This window comes from Klebsiella indica (assembly GCF_005860775.1).
Classification (GTDB): Bacteria; Pseudomonadota; Gammaproteobacteria; order Enterobacterales; family Enterobacteriaceae; genus Klebsiella; species Klebsiella indica.
Genome location: NZ_VCHQ01000026.1, coordinates 165,663 through 183,423, shown reverse-complemented (window position 1 = coordinate 183,423; position 17,761 = coordinate 165,663). Strand labels below are relative to the sequence as shown.

Below are 17,761 nucleotides of genomic sequence, written 5' to 3'. Positions count from 1 at the left end.
AGGTAAAGGAACGAGATAATGACCGAATCACAACTGCAGGTGGAAAAACTGCTGCAACATTTTGCAGCCGGCAGCACGGAGCCGCTGCATCTGAAAGAGGGCGTCTGCGCCTTGTGTCATGAACAGGGGCAAGAGGCGGCGGTGCTGGAGGTGCCGGAACACAGCGATAGTCTGTTGCTGCATTGTCATCTGTTTGAGGCAGACGAGCAGATTTATCCGTTGCTGCTGCAATTGAATTTTGAGATGGGCGCGATGCGCGGCTGCTGGCTGGCGTTGGATGAACATAATGCGATACGGCTCTGTTATCAGCAGCCGTTACGTCAATTGGACGAATCTGTCTTCAGTCATATGCTGAACGGTTTTATTACGCAGACGGTGGAAGTACGAGAGTTTATCAGTGATTTGTTAAATCGACATGCGACCCTGAAAGCAGAAGCGTGATTTACGCAAACGGCATTGCGCTGTTATCAGGTAGCCAGAGAAATCGGTGTCCGGGCGTTCATGGTTCACGCACTCGCTGAGGAAGCCAACGCTTTCTATATTCGTCATGGCTTTCAAGCATCGCAGACCCATGAACGGACACTGTTTCTCAGGTTTCCACATAAGGCCAAGGGAAGGGGCAATCTGATGATCTTATCTGATGTATGAGATAAACACTAAAATGGTTAATTTAACATAATATACATTATGCGCACCAATGGTAAGGATGGCAGAATCTGGCTGGAATCGTTGACACTGGGGCGGCGTCAACTGGCTACTATCGACAATGATTCAAAATCATCCGTTTCTCCAAACGAATCAGAATCAAATGTCTGTCAGCAGTAAGTGAACGGCCTGACCTGACCAATCAGGCCTGCTCATCCCGTTGCAGCTGGTAAATATATAAAAACAAACCGCAGTTATGCTACTTCGAACAATATTTAAACTCTTCTCTAAGTAAGCCAAAAACCCAATCATCTTGCCAACAATCATGCAGGAAATAGTTTTGTCTCAGCGTGCCTTCTTGTTGAAAGCCGATTTTTAGCAAGGTTCTACGCGAGGCCTCGTTTCCTGAAGTCACCGTGGCGGTTAACTTGCGATACTGATGAGTATCAAAGGCGAATCGGGCAATATCTCTCAGCGATTCACTGCCAAAACCCTTACCATGAAATTCAGCGGCGAGGATGAAACCGACTTCTGCTATGCCATCACCACGCTCAATAAAACCAGTGACACCAATGGGTACCTCTGAGCCCTTTTGACTGATAATCATGCATAGCCAGTGTTCGCTACCTTTATGCCAGGCTTGCAGGCGTTGCTCGAAAGACTGAACTCTGATTTCGTCTTCCGTCCGTGAATCGCTAATAAACTGCATCACATCACGGTCCTGGTTTAATGCCAGGAAAAATGGCCAGTCCGTGGGTTCAAGGCAACGATAATCAAGCGTTGAAGAAGAAATTTCATGCATCAACCATTTCCTTTTAGAAGATAAATGTTTTCGTCAGATTCACTTCTTCTGTGCTTCAGACAATTGCCGGCTTATCGCTTCACGCCGCGGATCATCCGGCGGCAACAATACCAGCATACGTTGCAATGTTTCCACGACCTGCGGATAGTCTTCATTGCGCAGCGCGCATAGAGCCAGCAGTTCCAGAATGGACAGGTTCTTTGGCTGACGCTGGAGTAAATCGCGTAATAAAAACGCCGCCATTTGAGCCTGTCCCTTATCGCCTGCCCTCACCAGCGCGTTGGCATAGTCAAAGGTGACCGAGGGATCATTTGCCGCCAACTGTCAAGCGTCGTCGGATCGTCGCCGTCGGCATTGCGCATGAGTTGCCAGAACAATGCCACCGCCAGGGCGAGAAACAGCGCCAGCGGAATAAAAAGTAATCTGCGGTTCATCACGTCTCCTGCAACTTCTTACGCATTCTGTAACGCGGGTCGAGCATGCAACAGAGGCCGCCCAACGCCATCAGTACGCCACCGTACCAAATCCAGCGAACAAACGGTTTGTAGTACAGGCGCACCGCCCAACTGCCATCGCTCAGTTGCTCGCCCAGCGCGGCATACAAATCGCGAGTCAGTCCGCCGCTAATCGCCGCTTCGGTCATCATGACCCGGCTGACGTTATAGAACCGTTTTTCCGCATACAATGTGGCTTCCGGCTGCCCGTTACGGGAGACCTCGATAACCCCCGCGCCCCCGCGCCAGTTGGGACCAGCGATGTCGCGCACGCCGCGGAACACAAAGTGATAGTGATGGATATCAATACTGTCGCCAGCTTTCATGCGCACATCGCGTTCAATGCTGTAATTCTGGCTAAAAGCAATACCGATGATGGTCACCGCCACCCCGACATGACCCAGCACCATTCCCCACTGGCTACGCGATAAGGTCCGCAACCCGCGCCAGAAACTCTGCCGATGCGTCGCCCGTTCATGGACCTCAATAAGGGCGAAAATAAGAACCCAGATCGCCATCATCAGGCCGATAACGGCCATCGCCTCAATGCTATCCTGCAGCAGCCACGGTAATGCCAGAGAAAGTGACAGTGTCACCAATAGTGAAGTGACGAGCCGTTTAAGTTGCGTCCCTGCCTTATCACGCCGCCAGCGTATCAGAGGCCCAATCCCCAGGAGCAAAGCAAACGGTGCCATCAACGCGCTAAACATAGTGTTGAAAAACGGCTCGCCGACAGAAATACTGCCGAGTCCCAGTTCTTTATGTACCAGCGGCAACAACGTACCAAGCAGCACCACCAACATGGCGGCGACCAGTAAAATGTTATTGCCAAGCAAAAATGATTCCCGTGACCATAATGCATAGTCGACGCGCGCCCGCACGCCGCCACCTTTTATCGCGTAGAGCAGCAATGACCCCCCGATAAGGATCACCAGTAGCGCGAGGATAAACATCCCGCGTGAGGGATCCGAAGCAAATGAGTGGACCGAAACCAGCACCCCGGAACGCACCAGAAAGGTGCCTAGCAGGCAAAGAGAAAACGCGGTAATCGCCAGCAGTACCGTCCAGGCACGGAAGCTGCCGCGTTTTTCTGTCACCGCCAGCGAATGCAGCAATGCGGTGCCGACCAGCCACGGCATAAAAGAGGCGTTTTCCACCGGGTCCCAGAACCACCAACCGCCCCAGCCCAGCACGTAATAGGACCATGCCGATCCCAGTACGATGCCGAGAGTAAGAAAAACCCACGCCGCCTGGGTCCAGGGACGCGACCAGCGCGCCCAGGCCGTATCCAGCCTCCCGGCAAGCAACGAGGCAATAGCGAAGGCAAACGCAACCGAAAAACCGACATACCCCATATAGAGAATCGGGGGATGAAAAATCATGCCGGTGTCCTGCAGCAGCGGATTGAGATCCCGTCCGTCAACAGGATAAAGAGGTAACGTCCGCGTGAAGGGATTTGACGTAAACAGGATAAAAAGCAGAAAGCCAAAAGCTATCATCCCCATCACGGCCAGCACTCTGGCTACCGCATCCAGCGGCATCTGGCGACTGAACAGCGCGACGGCGAAGGTCCAGAGACTCAGCAGAAGTATCCACAGCAGCAGAGAGCCTTCATGGGCGCCCCAAGACCGGCAGCATGCTGTTAGAGTTTTCCGCCACATAGCGCACGGTAAAATCATTTACCACAAAGGCATGAACCAGCAGCAGAAAAGCGCCGGCAATGCAGAAAAATAACGCGCAAGCCAGCGGGCGGGCCAGCGCCATCAGGCGCGAGTCCTGCCGCGCGGCTCCCCACAGCGGATAAATACTCAGCAAAAGCGCAATCCCTGTAGCCAGGCAAAGCAGATAATTACCCAGTTCCGGCATCATGGCTGCGTTCCTTTATCAACAGGTTTCATTGCGTCTTTCACTTCCGGTGGCGTGTAATTTTCATCATGTTTGGCTAACACCTGCTGCGCGGTGATATGTCGGCTGGCATCAAGGACGCCCTGAGCGACCACGCCCTGCCCTTCACGGAACAAGTCTGGCAGGATTCCCTTGTAGCTAACGTCAACCACGCCGCGAGCATCATACAGTTTGAATGTGACAGCCAGCGTCTGCGCATCGCGTTTCACACTGCCGGGCTGCACATAACCGCCGACACGCAGGCGCTGGCCGATATGGGGTTTCTCGTGATTTTCTGTTTTGCCGTAAATAATTTCCCCGGGGGTATAGAACAGATCGATGTTCGCTCCCAGGGCATACAGCGTCAGGCTAACAGTCAGCCCCAGTCCGGCCAGCAGGGCCAGTATCATATAGAGTCGGGTCTTACGACGCGTTTGCATCTGCGCCCTCCGCTTCACTACTCCGCGCGGCACGCATACGCCGTTCGCGGGCCAACTGGCGACGGACTTCACGGAATAGAGCCCGACGCTGTAACACCGTGTGTAGCGTCAGAAAAGCAAAAGCGGCCAGCGTTGCCGCCACCGCCAGCCACACGTAAAACGCATATCCCCCCATCGCCAGAAAGGCGGTGACAGAAGAAAAAGCGGGCGTCATTTCACGGCTCCTTTAGTCACCAGCGCGACAACCCACGGACGGCGGCGCTCTTGTTGTAAAATCAGGTTACGCAGGCGCATCAACGTCAACGTTGCCGCCAGGCTGAAAAAAGCGAAAATACAAATCCGCAGCGGCATACGCATGGCCGGCGCGATCGTCTGCTGCATATTGGTTGATCCCTGGTGCAAAGTATTCCACCAGTACACCGAATAATGGATAATCGGCAGGTTTACCACCCCAACCAGCACCAGTATTCCGGCAGCTCTGCCCGCCAGACGGCGGTCATCGAATGCGTGCCACAGGGCGATAATCCCGGCATAGAGAAACAAAAGCACCAGTTCTGACGTCAGTCGCGCATCCCAGACCCACCAGGTTCCCCACATGGGTTTACCCCATGCGGAGCCGCTCACCAGCGCGACAAACGTACAAACCGCACCAACCGGCGCCAGCGCCGCGACTGACAAATCCGCCATTTTTACCTGCCAGACAGCCCCGGTAAACGCGGCGATAGCCATCGCCAGATAAATCCCCATAGATCCTATTGCCGTGGGAACGTGTAGATACATAATAACGCCTGGGCCGTGATGATGCTCAACGCGCTGACCGGTAATTTGAGTCTGGAGGGCGGCGTGTTTGTTGGCGGCGGCAAGTTTAACGGTGTGAGCGACGGCCCGCGTTACAACATGGACGGTTTCCCGGGCAAAGTGAAACCAAAAGGACTGAGTATCGCCCGCAGTAAAACGGCGTATGAGTCTTCCGCAGAGTATCGCAGTAAAATCGCGGCAGGGTTATCCCCCTACCCGGCCAAAGCGCCGTGGTACCCGTTCGTCGCCGGGCAGTTAACCGAGCTGCTCGCCTCCGCGCTGGACGGCTACCCCTATCCGCTGAAGGCCTGGATTTCCAACATGAGTAACCCGTTGTACGGGGTGCCGGGATTACGCGCCGTGGCGGAAACGAAACTGAAGGATCCGCAGCGGCTGCCGCTGTTTATCGCCATTGACGCCTTTATGAATGAAACGACCGCGCTGGCCGATTACATCGTTCCTGACACCCATAATTTCGAGAGCTGGGGATTTAGCGCGCCCTGGGCAGGCGTCGCCAGTAAGGCCACCACTGCCCGCTGGCCAATAGTACCGCCAGCCACAGCCAAAACCGCTGATGGTCAGCCGGTATCAATGGAATCATTCTGTATCGCGGTGGCGAAACGCCTGAATTTACCGGGATTTGGTGAAAATGCCATTACGGATACACAGGGTAATCATTATCCGTTAAACCGGGTGGAAGACTATTACTTGCGTATTGCCGCCAATATCGCGTTTATGGGCAAAGCGCCGGTCGCTGAAGCGATTGCGGAGGATCTTACGCTCACTGGTGTAAAACGTATTCTGCCCGCGATCAACCAGACGCTGAAAGCGGATGAGGTCAGTCGTGTGGCGTTTATTTATTCTCGCGGCGGGCGATTCGCCCCGGACAAAAGCGGGCGTGAAGATAACCACGTCGGTAATTTATGGCCAAAACCGCTGCAGATCTGGAATGCTGAGGTTGCCGCCCATCGCCACGCCGTCACCGGCGAGCGGTATAGCGGCTGCCCGGCGTGGTACCCGGCCAGATTATCGGACGGGCGCGCTGTCGAAGAACTTTTCCCGGCTCAGCAGTGGCCGTTTAAGCTGATCTCTTTTAAGTCCAACACCATGGCCAGCGCCTCGACGGTGATCCCGCGTTTGCGTCATCTTAAACCAGCAAACCTGGTGGCGCTGAATCCGCAGGATGGCAATCGTTATGGCCTGGCGCATGGGGACAGAGTGCGTATTGCAACGCCCGGCGGTCAGCTCGAAGCCGAAATCAGCCTGCTAAACGGCGTGATGCCAGGCGTTATAGCCATTGAACACGGCTATGGACATCGGGAAATGGGGGCCGTGCCGCACACGCTTGATGGGGAGCCGATGCCGTTTAATGCGCAGATTAAATCGGGTATCAACCTTAACGATCTCGGGTTTGCCGATCCGACGCGTCAGATAAGCAATACCTGGCTGGACTGGGTCTCCGGCGCGGCGGTGCGTCAGGGGTTACCCGCGAAGATTGAGCGGCTATAGTATGACCACAGCAAAACCAGCGCCAGGAAACAGGATATCAATGGCAGACCGGCGCAAACAGGTATCAGTCCGCACGCAGGAATGATACCTGCGCGCGGGTCAGACCGGGATAACTTCACTCTGACGCAGCGTCAGTACCTCATATCCTTGCGCGGTGACGGCTATAGTATGCTCCCACTGCGCGGATAATTTTTTATCGCGAGTGACCACTGTCCAGCCGTCTTTTTTGGTTTTTATCCGGCTATCGCCCTGATTAACCATTGGTTCAATCGTAAACACCATTCCTTCCTTGAGGACAGCGCCTGTGCCCGGTTTCCCGTAGTGCAGCACCTGCGGATCTTCATGCATTTCGCTACCAATACCATGCCCGCAGTACTCTCTGACCACGCTGTAACCATTGCTTTCAACGTAAGATTGAATCGCATGACCGATATCGCCCAGGGTAGCGCCTGGTCTGACAGCCTTAATGCCCTTCCACATCGCCTCATAGGTTTTCTTCACCAGTCGACGGGCCAGCGGCGACACATCCCCGATCAGATACATCTTGCTGGAATCGGCAATGAGCCCCTCTTTTTCCAGCGTAATATCGACATTGACGATCATGCCGGATTTCAGATGTTCAGTTTCTTTTGGCATGCCATGACACACCACATCATTGATTGACGTATTCAGCACATAGGGAAAATCGTACTGACCTTTGCTGGCCGGGCGTGAATGCAGCGTGTTGACGATATAATCCTCGACCCGATTGTTGATGGCCATGGTGGAGACCCCTGGCTGAATAAAGGTATCCAGCATATCGAAAACAGAGGCCAGCAGTTCGCCTGCGTGACGCTGTCTGGCAAGCTCGTCCGCGGTTTTAATGGGAATGGATAGCATTGATCACCTCCAGTAAACGATCGGAGCCGGACTTCAGCATCATGAGCTTGATTTGCTGATGATTAAGCTCAGGATACAGCTCGCTCATCATTCCCAGGCGGATCCAGTACTCCGCCTGCGCGTTAACCGAACGCGACATCGCCTTGCTGGCATCACGGATATCGTCGTGCAGCAGGTCTGAAATTTTTACAATTCCCATTTATACATACCGTTATGATTTATATATAAATCGTATATTACGCCTCAGCCGTCAGGCAGACAACGTCGGCGGTCAGAAAACTTTCATAATGGAAACAAAAGAACGGCACGGTTTCTCTCCATGCAGGTCACGGATGTTGATGAATCACCTTATCAATTGCATCTCGAAGGGTGACGGGTATAGATGGCCGTATCGTTAATTACCGATATAATGCAAGTGGCAGGAAAACGGCGAATCTTTCCATGACGCGACGGTCCGCAAGTGCGAGTGAGTCATTCCGCAGTTAACGTCGCTGCCGTTTGAAAGACGACGACTAGAGAAGGATCGTGAATGGATCATCGCTTATCTCGAGGCACCGTAAAGCCGCTCATCACCGAACATAAAATTAAGGCCGCATCCTTACAGGGTACGCTGCATGGAACCTTACTATCAGTAGAAAGCGAAAGTGCGCCGGTCGTACTTATTATCCCCGGTTCAGGGCCGATTGATCGGGATGGTAACGCCCAACCGGATTTAGGCGCATCCCCTCTCCGGCTTGTAGCCGAGGGTTTGGCGGCTAAAAACATCTCATCGATTCGCATAGACAAACGCGGAATGTATGAAAGTGCAGGTGCGGCCGAACATGGCGACAAAGTTACTGTTGACGATTATGCCGTTGATGCGCGTTCCTGGGTGGAGACGCTTAAGCGCCGGTCAGATGATTCCCGTGTCTGGATTTTAGGACACAGCGAAGGTGGGCTGGTGGCGCTGACAGCGGCCCTGTCATGTGACGATATTTGTGGACTGGTGCTGGTCTCAACGCCGGGAAGGAAAATAAGCGAGGTATTACGGGAGCAGTTGCTCGCTAATCCGGCCAATAATCCTGTGCTGGCACAGGCGCTGAAGGCTCTTCAGGCGTTAGATGCAGGCAGATATGTGGATGACAGCCAATTACATCCGGCACTATTACCGCTGTTTCGCGCCAGCGTACAGGATTACCTGATCGACTTAATGAAAGTCGATCCAGTCGGACTGATTGCCGGTTATGACAAGCCGGTACTGGTAGTACAGGGAACCCGGGATTTACAGACAAGTATTGAGGATGCCGCATTACTGACCAGGGCTAATCCACTGGTGGTTCCGCAGATAATCTCCGGTATGAATCATGTTCTGAAACATATTGAATCTGACTCTGCTGAAGAAAACATCAGGGCATATGTCGATCCTGACTTACCATTAGCTGAGGGGCTTATCGACAGTATTTGTGCCTTCATACAGGAAAACAGCTGAAATACATAAACAAAGCAGTTCTCACCATGTTGATCTGTTGCGTTTAATTATTTCGGCCAGGCCTCCCTGCCCGGTTTTCTTATGTGTCTGACGAGTCTGAGGAATTTTTTCTCCCTCCCTGGCGAAAAACGGTGAGCGGGGTTTGCTTCTGGTCAGGCGCTTATCAGGCGGACATTTTTCGACACTCTTCTGCACACCGATGACAGGTGTCAGCACACTTTTTACAATGTTCATGATTATGTTTTGAACATTCATCTCCGCATTTCTGACAGATTTCGGCACAGAGTTGACAGAGTGCGCCACAAAATTCACTCTCAAGGGACATGAACTGAGCAGCCAGACGACAGACGGCCGCGCACTGCGCATCCAGACGGATACATTCACGCATCATTCCAACATCCGCCTCTTTCAGGCACGATGTTGCACAGTAATCACAGGTTGCGGCGCAGAGATAACATGATTCAATACAAGAATGATATGCTTCTGACATAAATACCTTCCTTTTCCTGAAAGTTAATAGTGAATAACAATCCTGGAACAAAATATCGAGCATAGCCAAGCGGGACTGATTGATTTTTACAACGTCATCCTGGTTCACTGACAGGCTAAGTGAAAATTAAGTACACGGCGCAGATTTCAAATTCCAGCAAACTCAAAGGTGAAAAGCGATCGCAACAACCTCGCCAGCATGTAATCGCGGGATGAAAAGGAAAATACTGTTCAGCGATTTTTGCCTGTCGACCTGTCCCTCTTCTTTTTAACATTATCACTACTGTGGTTATTTTTGTAAATTATGTGACATTGTCACATACACCAAATCGACATGAATGCCGTCACTGATGGAAAAACAATTCCGAACGGCGAAAAATGCATATTTTTTGTTATAAAACAATACAATAATCCTCATACTTACTAAACAAAACCATGCTAATAATTGACTTTATCAATTAAAATGTTTAATTGAATTAATCGATAAAAGGAGTATTGTTAAAAATATTGATGAGCGGAGATAAGAAAATGTTGCGTGACTTTTTGGTGGTAGAAAAAGAAGATCGTCTGGTTGAACAACAATGCGCCGGCAGTGATAAGGTTAATTCACCGGATGTCACTGAATGGATTATTGTTAATAAAAACGGCGATAAAAAAGGGCGAGTGGCGTTATTGAATCAATTTACCACCCGCCGTTCATATTGTGTGAATTACCGCATCACGCAATTTGATAATAATGGTAACGTGGTCGTCGACCGTCTGGCTGAATTCATCTGAATACCGCAGAAAAGATAACATCGACGGGTTAAATATTATTATCATCGCGGCCCGGAACTCTGATACCAAACACGCGCTATTGCTGCCGATAAATTCAGCGGTAACGTTGCGCCCTGCCCGGCGCTGTGTCAGCCGGGCCCTTCACTGGCGGCGGCCAGCAGTGGCACAATCACATCGCTCAACGGTGTTGGAATCTCGTACTCCAGGCCATATCGCTGAATGACCCCGTTGCGAATATCCCATTCAAGCGGCATTCCCGCCTCACGATCCGTAAGTATGGAGGTGCTTAAATCCGGGGGCGCGCGATGGAAACCGGCGATAATCTCCTGCGGAACGCTATCCTCCAGGCTGGCCCCGGCGGCACGCGCAACCGTCAGACACTCCTGAAGATATGCTAAAGCAAGCGCGGTGATATCTTCGCGCGCAAACATCCCTGCCCGCCTCCCGGACAGCACCATCAGACCCGCGACTGCATTTTGCAACAATTTACGCCATGCGACAGAGGTAAAATCGGCGCGAATATCCACTTCGCAGCGGGTGCCCTGAAGCACGCGCTGCACCAACTCGGCCCCCTGACCGTCGGGTAGCGTCAGGCGCGCTTTCGCGCGCAGCCAGACTGAAGCTTCAGGCTCACGTTGTGCCGGGAACCAGACGACCGAAGGCAACACGTTTGCTTCCGGCGCATAAGGCGCGAATAGCGCTTTTTGTTCAACGCCGTTCTGTAGAACGCAAACGACAGTTTTCTCGTTACACAGCGCTTTTAACCACGCGGCAATGGCCGCAATTTGCGTCGCCTTTACCGCCACGAAAACCAGATCGTAAGGTGCCGTGACGGATGCAGGATCAGTCACAACCGGACCAGGCACGACAATCTTTCCGCCATCGAAACGCAGCGACAGCTGCGGGTACGCTCGGCGTCCGCAAACCAGTGGCGTACGGCCAACCTCGTGCAGCGCCGCTGCGATGGTGGTGCCGATTGCGCCAGGACCAATCAGTGCAATGGTGGGTTTCTCAACTGTCATCTACGCCTCCGGATCGCTTACGGTTCCTGAAATTTCATTGATAGATAACATAAACGCGACTGTGTTCGCATTACTATTTTATTCATATCGGTAACCTAACCGTGTGTGTCTGCGTACACACTTTTCTCCATACACAAGGAAGGTACATGTTTCCAGAATACAGAGAGTTGATTTCTCGATTGAAAACCACGCACCCACGCTTTCAGTCACTCTTCGCAAAGCATAACGCACTCGACCACGACATTTCCCGTATAGAAGGCGTCGATGGCAAAGGATATAGTCTCGAACTCGTACATATGAAGAAAGAAAAACTGTTGTTGAAAGATGAAATGCTCAAAATCCTTCAGCAAGAGAGCCAGAATCAGGGCTGACTCGTTGTTTAAGGTCGCCAGACGCCGGCCTTGAGGCTGATGACAAACCTGATTTAGATATTGTGCTCGCATTTCTGCCGGGTGGCGGCTATCGCCTTACCTGGCATGTAAAACCAATAATATCATCATGTTATGGGTTTTTCGTAGGCCCGCGCAAGCGAAGCGCCGTCGGGCAATTCCGGAAAAACGCACTTTGTCAGCAATCTGAAGGCCGCCAGACGGCGGCCTTTTTACCCCCTTCATAACCCGATGTTCTCTTGCTATTAACAATGCCTGGAGATAGGTTTACGTCCGGTTTCTGGCAAGCAGAATAATAATAAACAAACCGCCGATTGCCGCCGTAATGATGCCGATAGGCAGTTCCTGCGGAGCCAGCAATGTTCTGCTGACAATATCACCACCGCACAAAAGCACCGCGCCCCACAGGCCGCATAGCGGAAGTAACAGCAGATGCTTAACGCCGGAAAAGTACCGGCACATATGCGGAATCATCAGTCCGACAAAGCCAATCACCCCGGTTAAAGCCACCAGAAGCGAGGTTGCCAGCGCGCAGCAGAAAAAAACCTCCATCCGCAGACGACCAACGTTAATGCCCAATGACTGCGCCGTCTGTTCACCGGCCAGTAAACCATCCAGCGAACGCCAGCGTAATAATATGAACGTGCAGAGAAATAGCAGACTCAACACGGCATAGGGTAAATTATCCCAACGCGCCAGACCGAGCCCTCCCAGCGACCAGAACAACACAGAACTGGCAGCCCGCTGGTCGCCGGAAAAAATCAGATAGCTGGTCAGCGCGCCAAATAAAAAGGAGATTGCCAGCCCGCAAATAACTAAATGTTCGGCACTGCGCTGCTTCTTAAAATGAAACAGCAGCATCACCGCCACCGCCGAGCAGATACCGCCGACAAATACCGAAGCCGGTAGCGTCAACGCCCCGAGTCGTTCACCGAAGCGGGTCATCACCAGTACAGCCCCCGCAGATGCACCGGAGGAAAGCCCGAATAAAAACGGATCGGCCAGATCGTTTCGCGTCGTTGTCTGCAAAAGCCCACCGACGATGGCCAGTATCGCTCCGGCCAGTACTGACAGTAGCGTTCTGGGCACGCGCAAATCAATAACGATACGGCTGACCATCTCCGGCACCGGCACATCAACAAGCCTCAAGGCCCCCAACACCTGCACTAACGATAACGGCACGCTGCCTTTGGCAACGCTGAGCAGCATCAATCCGGCTAACACGGGCAACGCGCCCCATATTGCCCAGTAATAGCGATATTTAGTACAACTCATTGGGTTGTTGTCGGATACATGGCGTGAGCCAGTTTTTCGACTGCGTTAATATTGGCCGGACCCGGCGTTAATTCCGCGTATTGTAGCTTCAGATAACGATGATGCTTCACTGCCGGCGTCTCTTTCATTAAGGGGTGATTTTCGAGGAAACGGCGCAACGCATCCGCACCGCTGCCGGTCTGGTAATCGAGAAGAATAATAAAGTCAGGCTCCGCCGTTGCGACGCTTTCCCAGGAAGTGGTTCCCCAACTGATGTCCAGATTGTCCATCACGTTTTTCCCTCCAGCCGCTTCAATAATGGCTGTCGGCATGGCGTATCGACCGCTGGTAAAGGGTTTATCTTCACCGGAATCGTAGACGAACACTTTCAGGGGTTTAACGCCTTTCGGCGGCTTAGGCAGCGCATTCAACGCTTTTTTCCAGCTATCGACCAGCGCCTGGGCTTCATGCTGCTTGCCGAAAATCTTGCCCAGCGTCAGCTCATCGTTATACAACAGGTTCATTGTCGCTTTATGTTTCTTATCCGTGGTAAACACGCAACTTTCGCTCAAAACAAACGTCTTGATACCATATTTTGCAAGTACGGAAGGCGTGACTTCTCCCCCAACTTTCATCCCGTAATTCCAGCCCGCGAAAAAGAAATCAGGATTCGCTGCCAGCAGTGTTTCAAGCGAGGGATATTTCGGCGCCAGCTCAGGGATCGACCCCATCTCCTTTTTAAATTCCGGCGTCATTTTGTACCAGCCCGTGATACCGGTTAATCCCACGATACGATCCTGTAACCCGAGTGCAAAAGCCATTTCCGACATGTTAAGGTCGTGAATCACCGCCCTTTTCGGCGCCTGGGTGAACGTGACTGGCGTCCCGCAGCTTTCAATGGTAACGGGATACTCAGCCGCATTCACCGCTGAAACGGCCAGAACAGCTACCATGCCTGCAAACCATTTATTCATTATTATTTACCCTCATATCGTTATTGCGCATAACCTGGAACCTCAAAAATCCGCACCGCCTTCCCCGTCCCGGGATGCGGTACAGTAAAACTGGTCAATCCAAAGACTGGATAAAGCCACTCGGAGACAAGCACCCGTTCCGGTACATCCCAGGTCACAGCACGCCCATGCGATAAAAGCAAAACGCGATCGGCAAAGGACTCAATCAGCGAAAGATCGTGCAATACCGCCACAACCGTAATGCCCTGACGTTTCACTAATGAAAGCAGTTCAACCCGGCCATGGGGATCAAGATGGTTTGTAGGTTCATCCAGTAATACCAGTTTTGGCGACTGGGCCAGCACTCGCGCCAGGGCGGCCCGCTGCCGCTCACCGCCGGATAAGGCAGCGAGCGAACGTTTGCGCAATTTTTGCAATCCCGTATCATTAATCGCCCGGGTGACAATGGCTTCATGTTCGTGGCGCGACACCTCTCTCGCATGGGGAATACGCCCGAGGGCGACATAGTCTTCGAGCGCTAGCCGCATATCGGGGGTGTCGTTCTGTGCGAGTACCGCAATCTGCTGCGCGCGTTGCTGCCGCGTCAAGGTGCAAACGGAACGACCGAACAAGCGAATATCGCCATCCAGCGAGGTCAGTTCCTGATCGATCGCCCGCAATAACGAGGTTTTACCGCTGCCATTGGGCCCAATCACCGCCAGACACTCTCCCTCGGCGGCATTAAAATGAATATCGGCGAGCACTTCGCCGCCGCCAGGACGCAGCAATGAAGCAATATTGACGCTGAGAACCGGTTCAATGGACGTACAACACGTTGTCAAACTTACCTCCATTCGCAGACTTTCGCCTCTTTCAGACGGGCTGCAACGCCCCTTTTTTTCTCATCTTTCTGCCGCATACCGAAAATATGATAATCACTATCATTTCAAAAGAAAGGCAAAAGGCACACATTTTACACTGTTTTATTTGATATGTTATAATATAACATTCGACGGAGATTTAACACAACCGATCCCCGGATGCGTCAGCGGGTGATCGCCTTCATGAAGAATGACAAGGCATATTAATGGCCATGCCCCCTGCACCCGTCACACCCACTCAGCGCGCCTCGTAGAAAACGCCTGATTTCTTTGCGTCAAATTCATCTCCTCAATACGCTCCGTGAGCGTAGCCAGCACCTTCAGCAGCCGGGAAATATCCCCTGCAGGCAAGAAAAGTGTTATAAAAACCGACTGCATTTGAACCGTATCGGGTTAATTATGGAGAAGAAAAGAGCCACACTGATTGGATTCGCCGCTATCATCCTGTGGAGTTCGATGGTCGGGCTGATTCGTGGCGTCAGCGAGGGAATGGGCCCGGTGGGCGGCGCGGCGATGATCTACACCCTGAGCGCTGTTTTGCTGATTTTTACCGTCGGGTTCCCGCAAATACGCCAGATCCCCCGACCCTATTTGCTGACGGGCAGCCTGCTGTTCGTCAGCTACGAAATTTGCCTGGCGCTCTCGCTGGGATTCGCCGCGACCCGTCAACAGGCAATAGAAGTGGGAATGGTGAATTATCTGTGGCCAAGCCTGACGGTGCTGTTCGCCATTCTATTTAACGGGCAAAAAAGCAGTTGGCTGACCATTCCGGGTTTATTACTGGCTTTATTTGGCGTCGCATGGGTATTAGGCGGCGAGCACGGCCTGAATACCCATGAAATAATCAGCAATGTGTTCTCCAGTCCGTTGAGCTATATCCTGGCTTTTGTCGGCGCTTTTATCTGGGCTGCTTACTGTACGGTTACCGCTAAATACGCCAAAGGCAAAAACGCGATTACCCTGTTTGTTCTGCTCACTGCCCTGACTTTATGGTTAAAATTCCTCTTCAGCCAGCAGCCGCCGATGGTTTTTAGCTGGCCGGTGATGATCAAACTGATCGCCGTGTCGGTTGCCCTGGGATTCGGGTACGCTGCGTGGAACGTTGGGATCCTGTATGGCAACGTCAGCCTGCTGGCTGCCGTCTCTTATTTTACCCCGGTGCTCTCTTCCGCGCTGGCGGCGGTTTTATTGAGCGCCGCGCTTTCGTGGTCATTCTGGCAGGGCGCCGGGATGGTGTGTATCGGCTCCCTGCTCTGTTGGCAGGCGACCCGGCGCTAACCGAGGTCGCCCCCGGCTACCGGCAACGTGACCCCGGTGATATAGCTGGCTTCATCGCTGGCGAGAAACAAAATAGCATTGGCCTGTTCCACCAGGGTGCCATAGCGGTGCATCAGACTGCTGGCCACCGTTTGCGTCACGACCTGTTGATACCACTGCTGCTCCTGCACCGATGGCTGCTCATCATTACGCGGCGTCAGACGCGCAGGCGCTTCGGTTCCCCCCGGCGCCACGGCGTTGATACGGATGCCGCTCTCGCTATATTCAAGCGCAAGGCAACGGGTCAACGCGTTGACGCCGCCTTTTGCGGCTGAATAGGGTATCCGGTTCACGCCTGCCGTCGCCACCGACGAGATATTGACGATACAGCCCTTATGCTGCGCCAGCATCCACGGCAGCGCGGCACGACAGCCCCACAGCGCAGGAAACAGTGAACGGCGAATCTCTTTTTCAATCTGCGCGGGCTGATATTCGACGAATGGCCGTGCCCAGATTGTGCCGCCGACGTTGTTAATCAACACATCAAGGCGGCCAAAATGGGCCACGCCTTCCGCAAACACCCGCTCGGTGCTTTCCCATTGCCCAAGATCGGCTTCCAGCGCCAGTACTTCGCTGCCGGAATCTGTCAGTGCCGTCGCCAGCGCATGCACATGGCTTGAACGATCAATTAACAACAAACGGGCCCCTTCGCGGGCTGCCTGCTCTGCCGTCTGTCGGCCAATACCCTGCGCAGCGCCCGTGATAGCCACGACTTTATCGATAAATCGCATATTTACTCCTTATGCCACGACACGCTGACTGGCGATAAACCTTTCATACCAGAACCCGCGAGGCGCGATCCCCCGCTCGCGCAACGCCGTAGATACCGCATTGACCATCTGCGGCGGCCCGCACAGATAGATATCGACGTCGCCATTATTAAGCATGGCATCATCAAGATGCGCAGTGACAAAACCACGCCGTGGACATGCGCTCTGCGCGTCGGCAACCACGGGCAGCCAGCGACAGCCTGGTAGCTGGCCGATACAGGCCTCCAGAACGTCGGTTTTCACCAGGTCGCAATCACGATTCACGCCATACAGCAACGTCACAGGCCGGGTGCTTCCCTGCGCAACCAGCGTTTGCAGCATTGATAACAGTGGAGCTAAGCCGGTTCCGCCCGCCAGCATAAGCAGCGGACGATCGCCGCCGCGCAAATAAAAACTGCCCATCGGGCCGCTCAGGGTCAGACGATCGCCAGGGCGCGCGCGCTGCGTCAGCCACTGGCTCATAAGCCCGCCTGGCACGTTGCGGATCAGAAAGCGGCCTTCCACTTCGCCCGGGCGTGAGCTGAATGAATAGGCGCGAACCTGCGAGGTCTCCGGAACCTGAATATGAACGTACTGTCCGGGCAGAAAAGCCAGGGCTTCGTCCAGTTTAACCACCAGCTCAATTGTCGTATCAGAGAGTAAACGAATCTGCCGGACTTCAGCGCCAACGGTGGTCAGCATGGTTTTGCACTGTGCCGCCGCCACCGGAACATCAATGACGCAATCACTGGTCGGCACCATCTGACAAGTCAGAACCTGACGCGCCGCCGCCTCCTCCGCACTGAGCGCGTCTTCAAGGTAATCCTCACCCATGCCATATTCACCGCTGGCACAATGGCATTTACAGGTGCCGCAAACGCCATCCGAACAATCCATCGGTAGATTCACCTTCTGGCGATAGGCGGCGTCCAGTACTTTCTCTCCCGCGTGACACTGAATAAAACGGGTAATACCGTCCTCAAAATTGAGCGCAATATTGAAGGTCATAGG

General features: G+C 53.1%; 18 protein-coding genes and 5 pseudogenes. 7 read left to right on the top strand and 16 right to left on the bottom strand.

Annotation, left to right across the window (positions count from 1 at the left end; genetic code table 11):
* The first annotated feature begins 18 nt into the window (after positions 1–18).
* Both FE839_RS18795 and FE839_RS18790 read left to right on the top strand, forming a co-directional pair.
* Positions 19–441, top strand: a complete 423-nt coding sequence (locus FE839_RS18795) for a type III secretion system chaperone (RefSeq protein WP_138362291.1) — start codon at positions 19–21, stop codon at positions 439–441.
* Positions 442–456: 15 nt separating this feature from the next.
* Positions 457–648 (top strand): annotated as a pseudogene (locus tag FE839_RS18790) (hypothetical protein); the annotation flags it as partial.
* Between the two features lie 256 nt (positions 649–904).
* Here the strand turns inward: FE839_RS18790 and FE839_RS18785 are convergent.
* The 7 genes and pseudogenes from FE839_RS18785 to FE839_RS18755 form a co-directional block, all read right to left on the bottom strand.
* Positions 905–1,447: a GNAT family N-acetyltransferase gene (locus FE839_RS18785; RefSeq protein WP_138362290.1), complete on the bottom strand. Its 543-nt coding sequence runs from the start codon at positions 1,445–1,447 to the stop codon at positions 905–907.
* 39 nt (positions 1,448–1,486) lie between these two features.
* Entirely contained in the window at positions 1,487–1,720 is a 234-nt protein-coding gene (locus tag FE839_RS18780; RefSeq protein ID WP_421808863.1) for a TPR domain-containing protein, read from the bottom strand.
* A gap of 47 nt (positions 1,721–1,767) precedes the next feature.
* Positions 1,768–1,881, bottom strand: a pseudogene (locus FE839_RS18775) (DsbE family thiol:disulfide interchange protein); the annotation flags it as partial.
* Positions 1,881–3,810: pseudogene (locus tag FE839_RS18770) on the bottom strand (heme lyase CcmF/NrfE family subunit). The pseudogenes FE839_RS18770 and FE839_RS18775, both read right to left, overlap by 1 nt.
* Positions 3,807–4,265, bottom strand: a complete 459-nt coding sequence (ccmE, locus tag FE839_RS18765) for a cytochrome c maturation protein CcmE (protein WP_138362288.1) — start codon at positions 4,263–4,265, stop codon at positions 3,807–3,809. Before ccmE ends, FE839_RS18770 begins: the two are co-directional and overlap by 4 nt.
* The gene (ccmD, locus tag FE839_RS18760) at positions 4,249–4,479 is read right to left on the bottom strand and encodes a heme exporter protein CcmD (protein ID WP_138362287.1); all 231 of its coding nucleotides are present in this window, start codon (positions 4,477–4,479) and stop codon (positions 4,249–4,251) included. Before ccmD ends, ccmE begins: the two co-directional genes overlap by 17 nt.
* A pseudogene (locus FE839_RS18755) lies at positions 4,476–5,048 on the bottom strand (heme ABC transporter permease); the annotation flags it as partial. The pseudogene FE839_RS18755 and the gene ccmD, both read right to left, overlap by 4 nt.
* Here FE839_RS18755 and FE839_RS18750 point away from each other — a divergent pair.
* Positions 5,049–6,572 (top strand): annotated as a pseudogene (locus FE839_RS18750) (molybdopterin dinucleotide binding domain-containing protein); the annotation flags it as partial.
* A 99-nt stretch (positions 6,573–6,671) separates the two neighbouring features.
* Here the strand turns inward: FE839_RS18750 and map are convergent.
* Positions 6,672–7,451 (bottom strand): type I methionyl aminopeptidase, encoded by a 780-nt coding sequence (gene map / locus FE839_RS18745; protein WP_138362285.1) that lies wholly within the window; start codon positions 7,449–7,451, stop codon positions 6,672–6,674.
* Positions 7,432–7,650, bottom strand: a complete 219-nt coding sequence (locus FE839_RS18740) for a ParD-like family protein (RefSeq protein ID WP_138362284.1) — start codon at positions 7,648–7,650, stop codon at positions 7,432–7,434. Before FE839_RS18740 ends, map begins: the two co-directional genes overlap by 20 nt.
* A gap of 330 nt (positions 7,651–7,980) precedes the next feature.
* Between FE839_RS18740 and FE839_RS18735 the strand changes: the two genes are divergently transcribed.
* Positions 7,981–8,919 (top strand): alpha/beta hydrolase, encoded by a 939-nt coding sequence (locus FE839_RS18735; protein WP_138362283.1) that lies wholly within the window; start codon positions 7,981–7,983, stop codon positions 8,917–8,919.
* Positions 8,920–9,082: 163 nt separating this feature from the next.
* Here the strand turns inward: FE839_RS18735 and FE839_RS18730 are convergent, their stop codons facing one another.
* Complete coding sequence (locus FE839_RS18730; RefSeq protein ID WP_138362394.1) at positions 9,083–9,409, bottom strand: four-helix bundle copper-binding protein; 327 nt, start codon at positions 9,407–9,409, stop codon at positions 9,083–9,085.
* Between the two features lie 527 nt (positions 9,410–9,936).
* Here FE839_RS18730 and FE839_RS18725 point away from each other — a divergent pair.
* Positions 9,937–10,185 (top strand): hypothetical protein, encoded by a 249-nt coding sequence (locus FE839_RS18725; protein ID WP_138362282.1) that lies wholly within the window; start codon positions 9,937–9,939, stop codon positions 10,183–10,185.
* Positions 10,186–10,313: 128 nt separating this feature from the next.
* On the opposite strand, the gene FE839_RS18720 is transcribed toward FE839_RS18725, so the two are convergent.
* The gene (locus tag FE839_RS18720; protein ID WP_138362281.1) at positions 10,314–11,207 is read right to left on the bottom strand and encodes an oxidoreductase; all 894 of its coding nucleotides are present in this window, start codon (positions 11,205–11,207) and stop codon (positions 10,314–10,316) included.
* Between the two features lie 146 nt (positions 11,208–11,353).
* On the opposite strand from FE839_RS18720, the gene FE839_RS18715 reads away from it, so the two are divergent.
* The gene (locus tag FE839_RS18715) at positions 11,354–11,578 is read left to right on the top strand and encodes an HP1242/YdcH family protein (protein ID WP_138362280.1); all 225 of its coding nucleotides are present in this window, start codon (positions 11,354–11,356) and stop codon (positions 11,576–11,578) included.
* 285 nt (positions 11,579–11,863) lie between these two features.
* On the opposite strand, the gene FE839_RS18710 is transcribed toward FE839_RS18715, so the two are convergent.
* The 3 genes from FE839_RS18710 to FE839_RS18700 are packed head-to-tail and all read right to left on the bottom strand — an operon-like array spanning position 11,864 to position 14,657.
* Positions 11,864–12,871, bottom strand: a complete 1,008-nt coding sequence (locus tag FE839_RS18710) for a FecCD family ABC transporter permease (protein ID WP_138362279.1) — start codon at positions 12,869–12,871, stop codon at positions 11,864–11,866.
* On the bottom strand, positions 12,868–13,824 hold the full coding sequence (locus tag FE839_RS18705; RefSeq protein WP_138362278.1) for an ABC transporter substrate-binding protein: 957 nt from the start codon (positions 13,822–13,824) through the stop codon (positions 12,868–12,870). The genes FE839_RS18710 and FE839_RS18705 overlap by 4 nt, the downstream gene beginning before the upstream one ends.
* A 20-nt stretch (positions 13,825–13,844) precedes the next feature.
* Positions 13,845–14,657, bottom strand: a complete 813-nt coding sequence (locus FE839_RS18700) for an ABC transporter ATP-binding protein (RefSeq protein WP_138362277.1) — start codon at positions 14,655–14,657, stop codon at positions 13,845–13,847.
* A gap of 426 nt (positions 14,658–15,083) precedes the next feature.
* On the opposite strand from FE839_RS18700, the gene yddG reads away from it, so the two are divergent.
* On the top strand, positions 15,084–15,962 hold the full coding sequence (yddG, locus tag FE839_RS18695; protein WP_138362276.1) for an aromatic amino acid DMT transporter YddG: 879 nt from the start codon (positions 15,084–15,086) through the stop codon (positions 15,960–15,962).
* Here the strand turns inward: yddG and benD are convergent.
* Positions 15,959–16,732 carry a benzoate diol dehydrogenase BenD gene (gene benD / locus FE839_RS18690; protein WP_138362275.1) on the bottom strand — a complete coding sequence of 258 codons (774 nt, stop codon included), beginning with the start codon at positions 16,730–16,732 and terminating at the stop codon, positions 15,959–15,961. The genes yddG and benD overlap by 4 nt on opposite strands.
* A gap of 9 nt (positions 16,733–16,741) precedes the next feature.
* A complete protein-coding gene (gene benC, locus FE839_RS18685) occupies positions 16,742–17,758 on the bottom strand; it encodes a benzoate 1,2-dioxygenase electron transfer component BenC (protein ID WP_138362274.1) in 1,017 nt (338 codons plus the stop codon).
* Between the last annotated feature and the right edge of the window lie 3 nt (positions 17,759–17,761).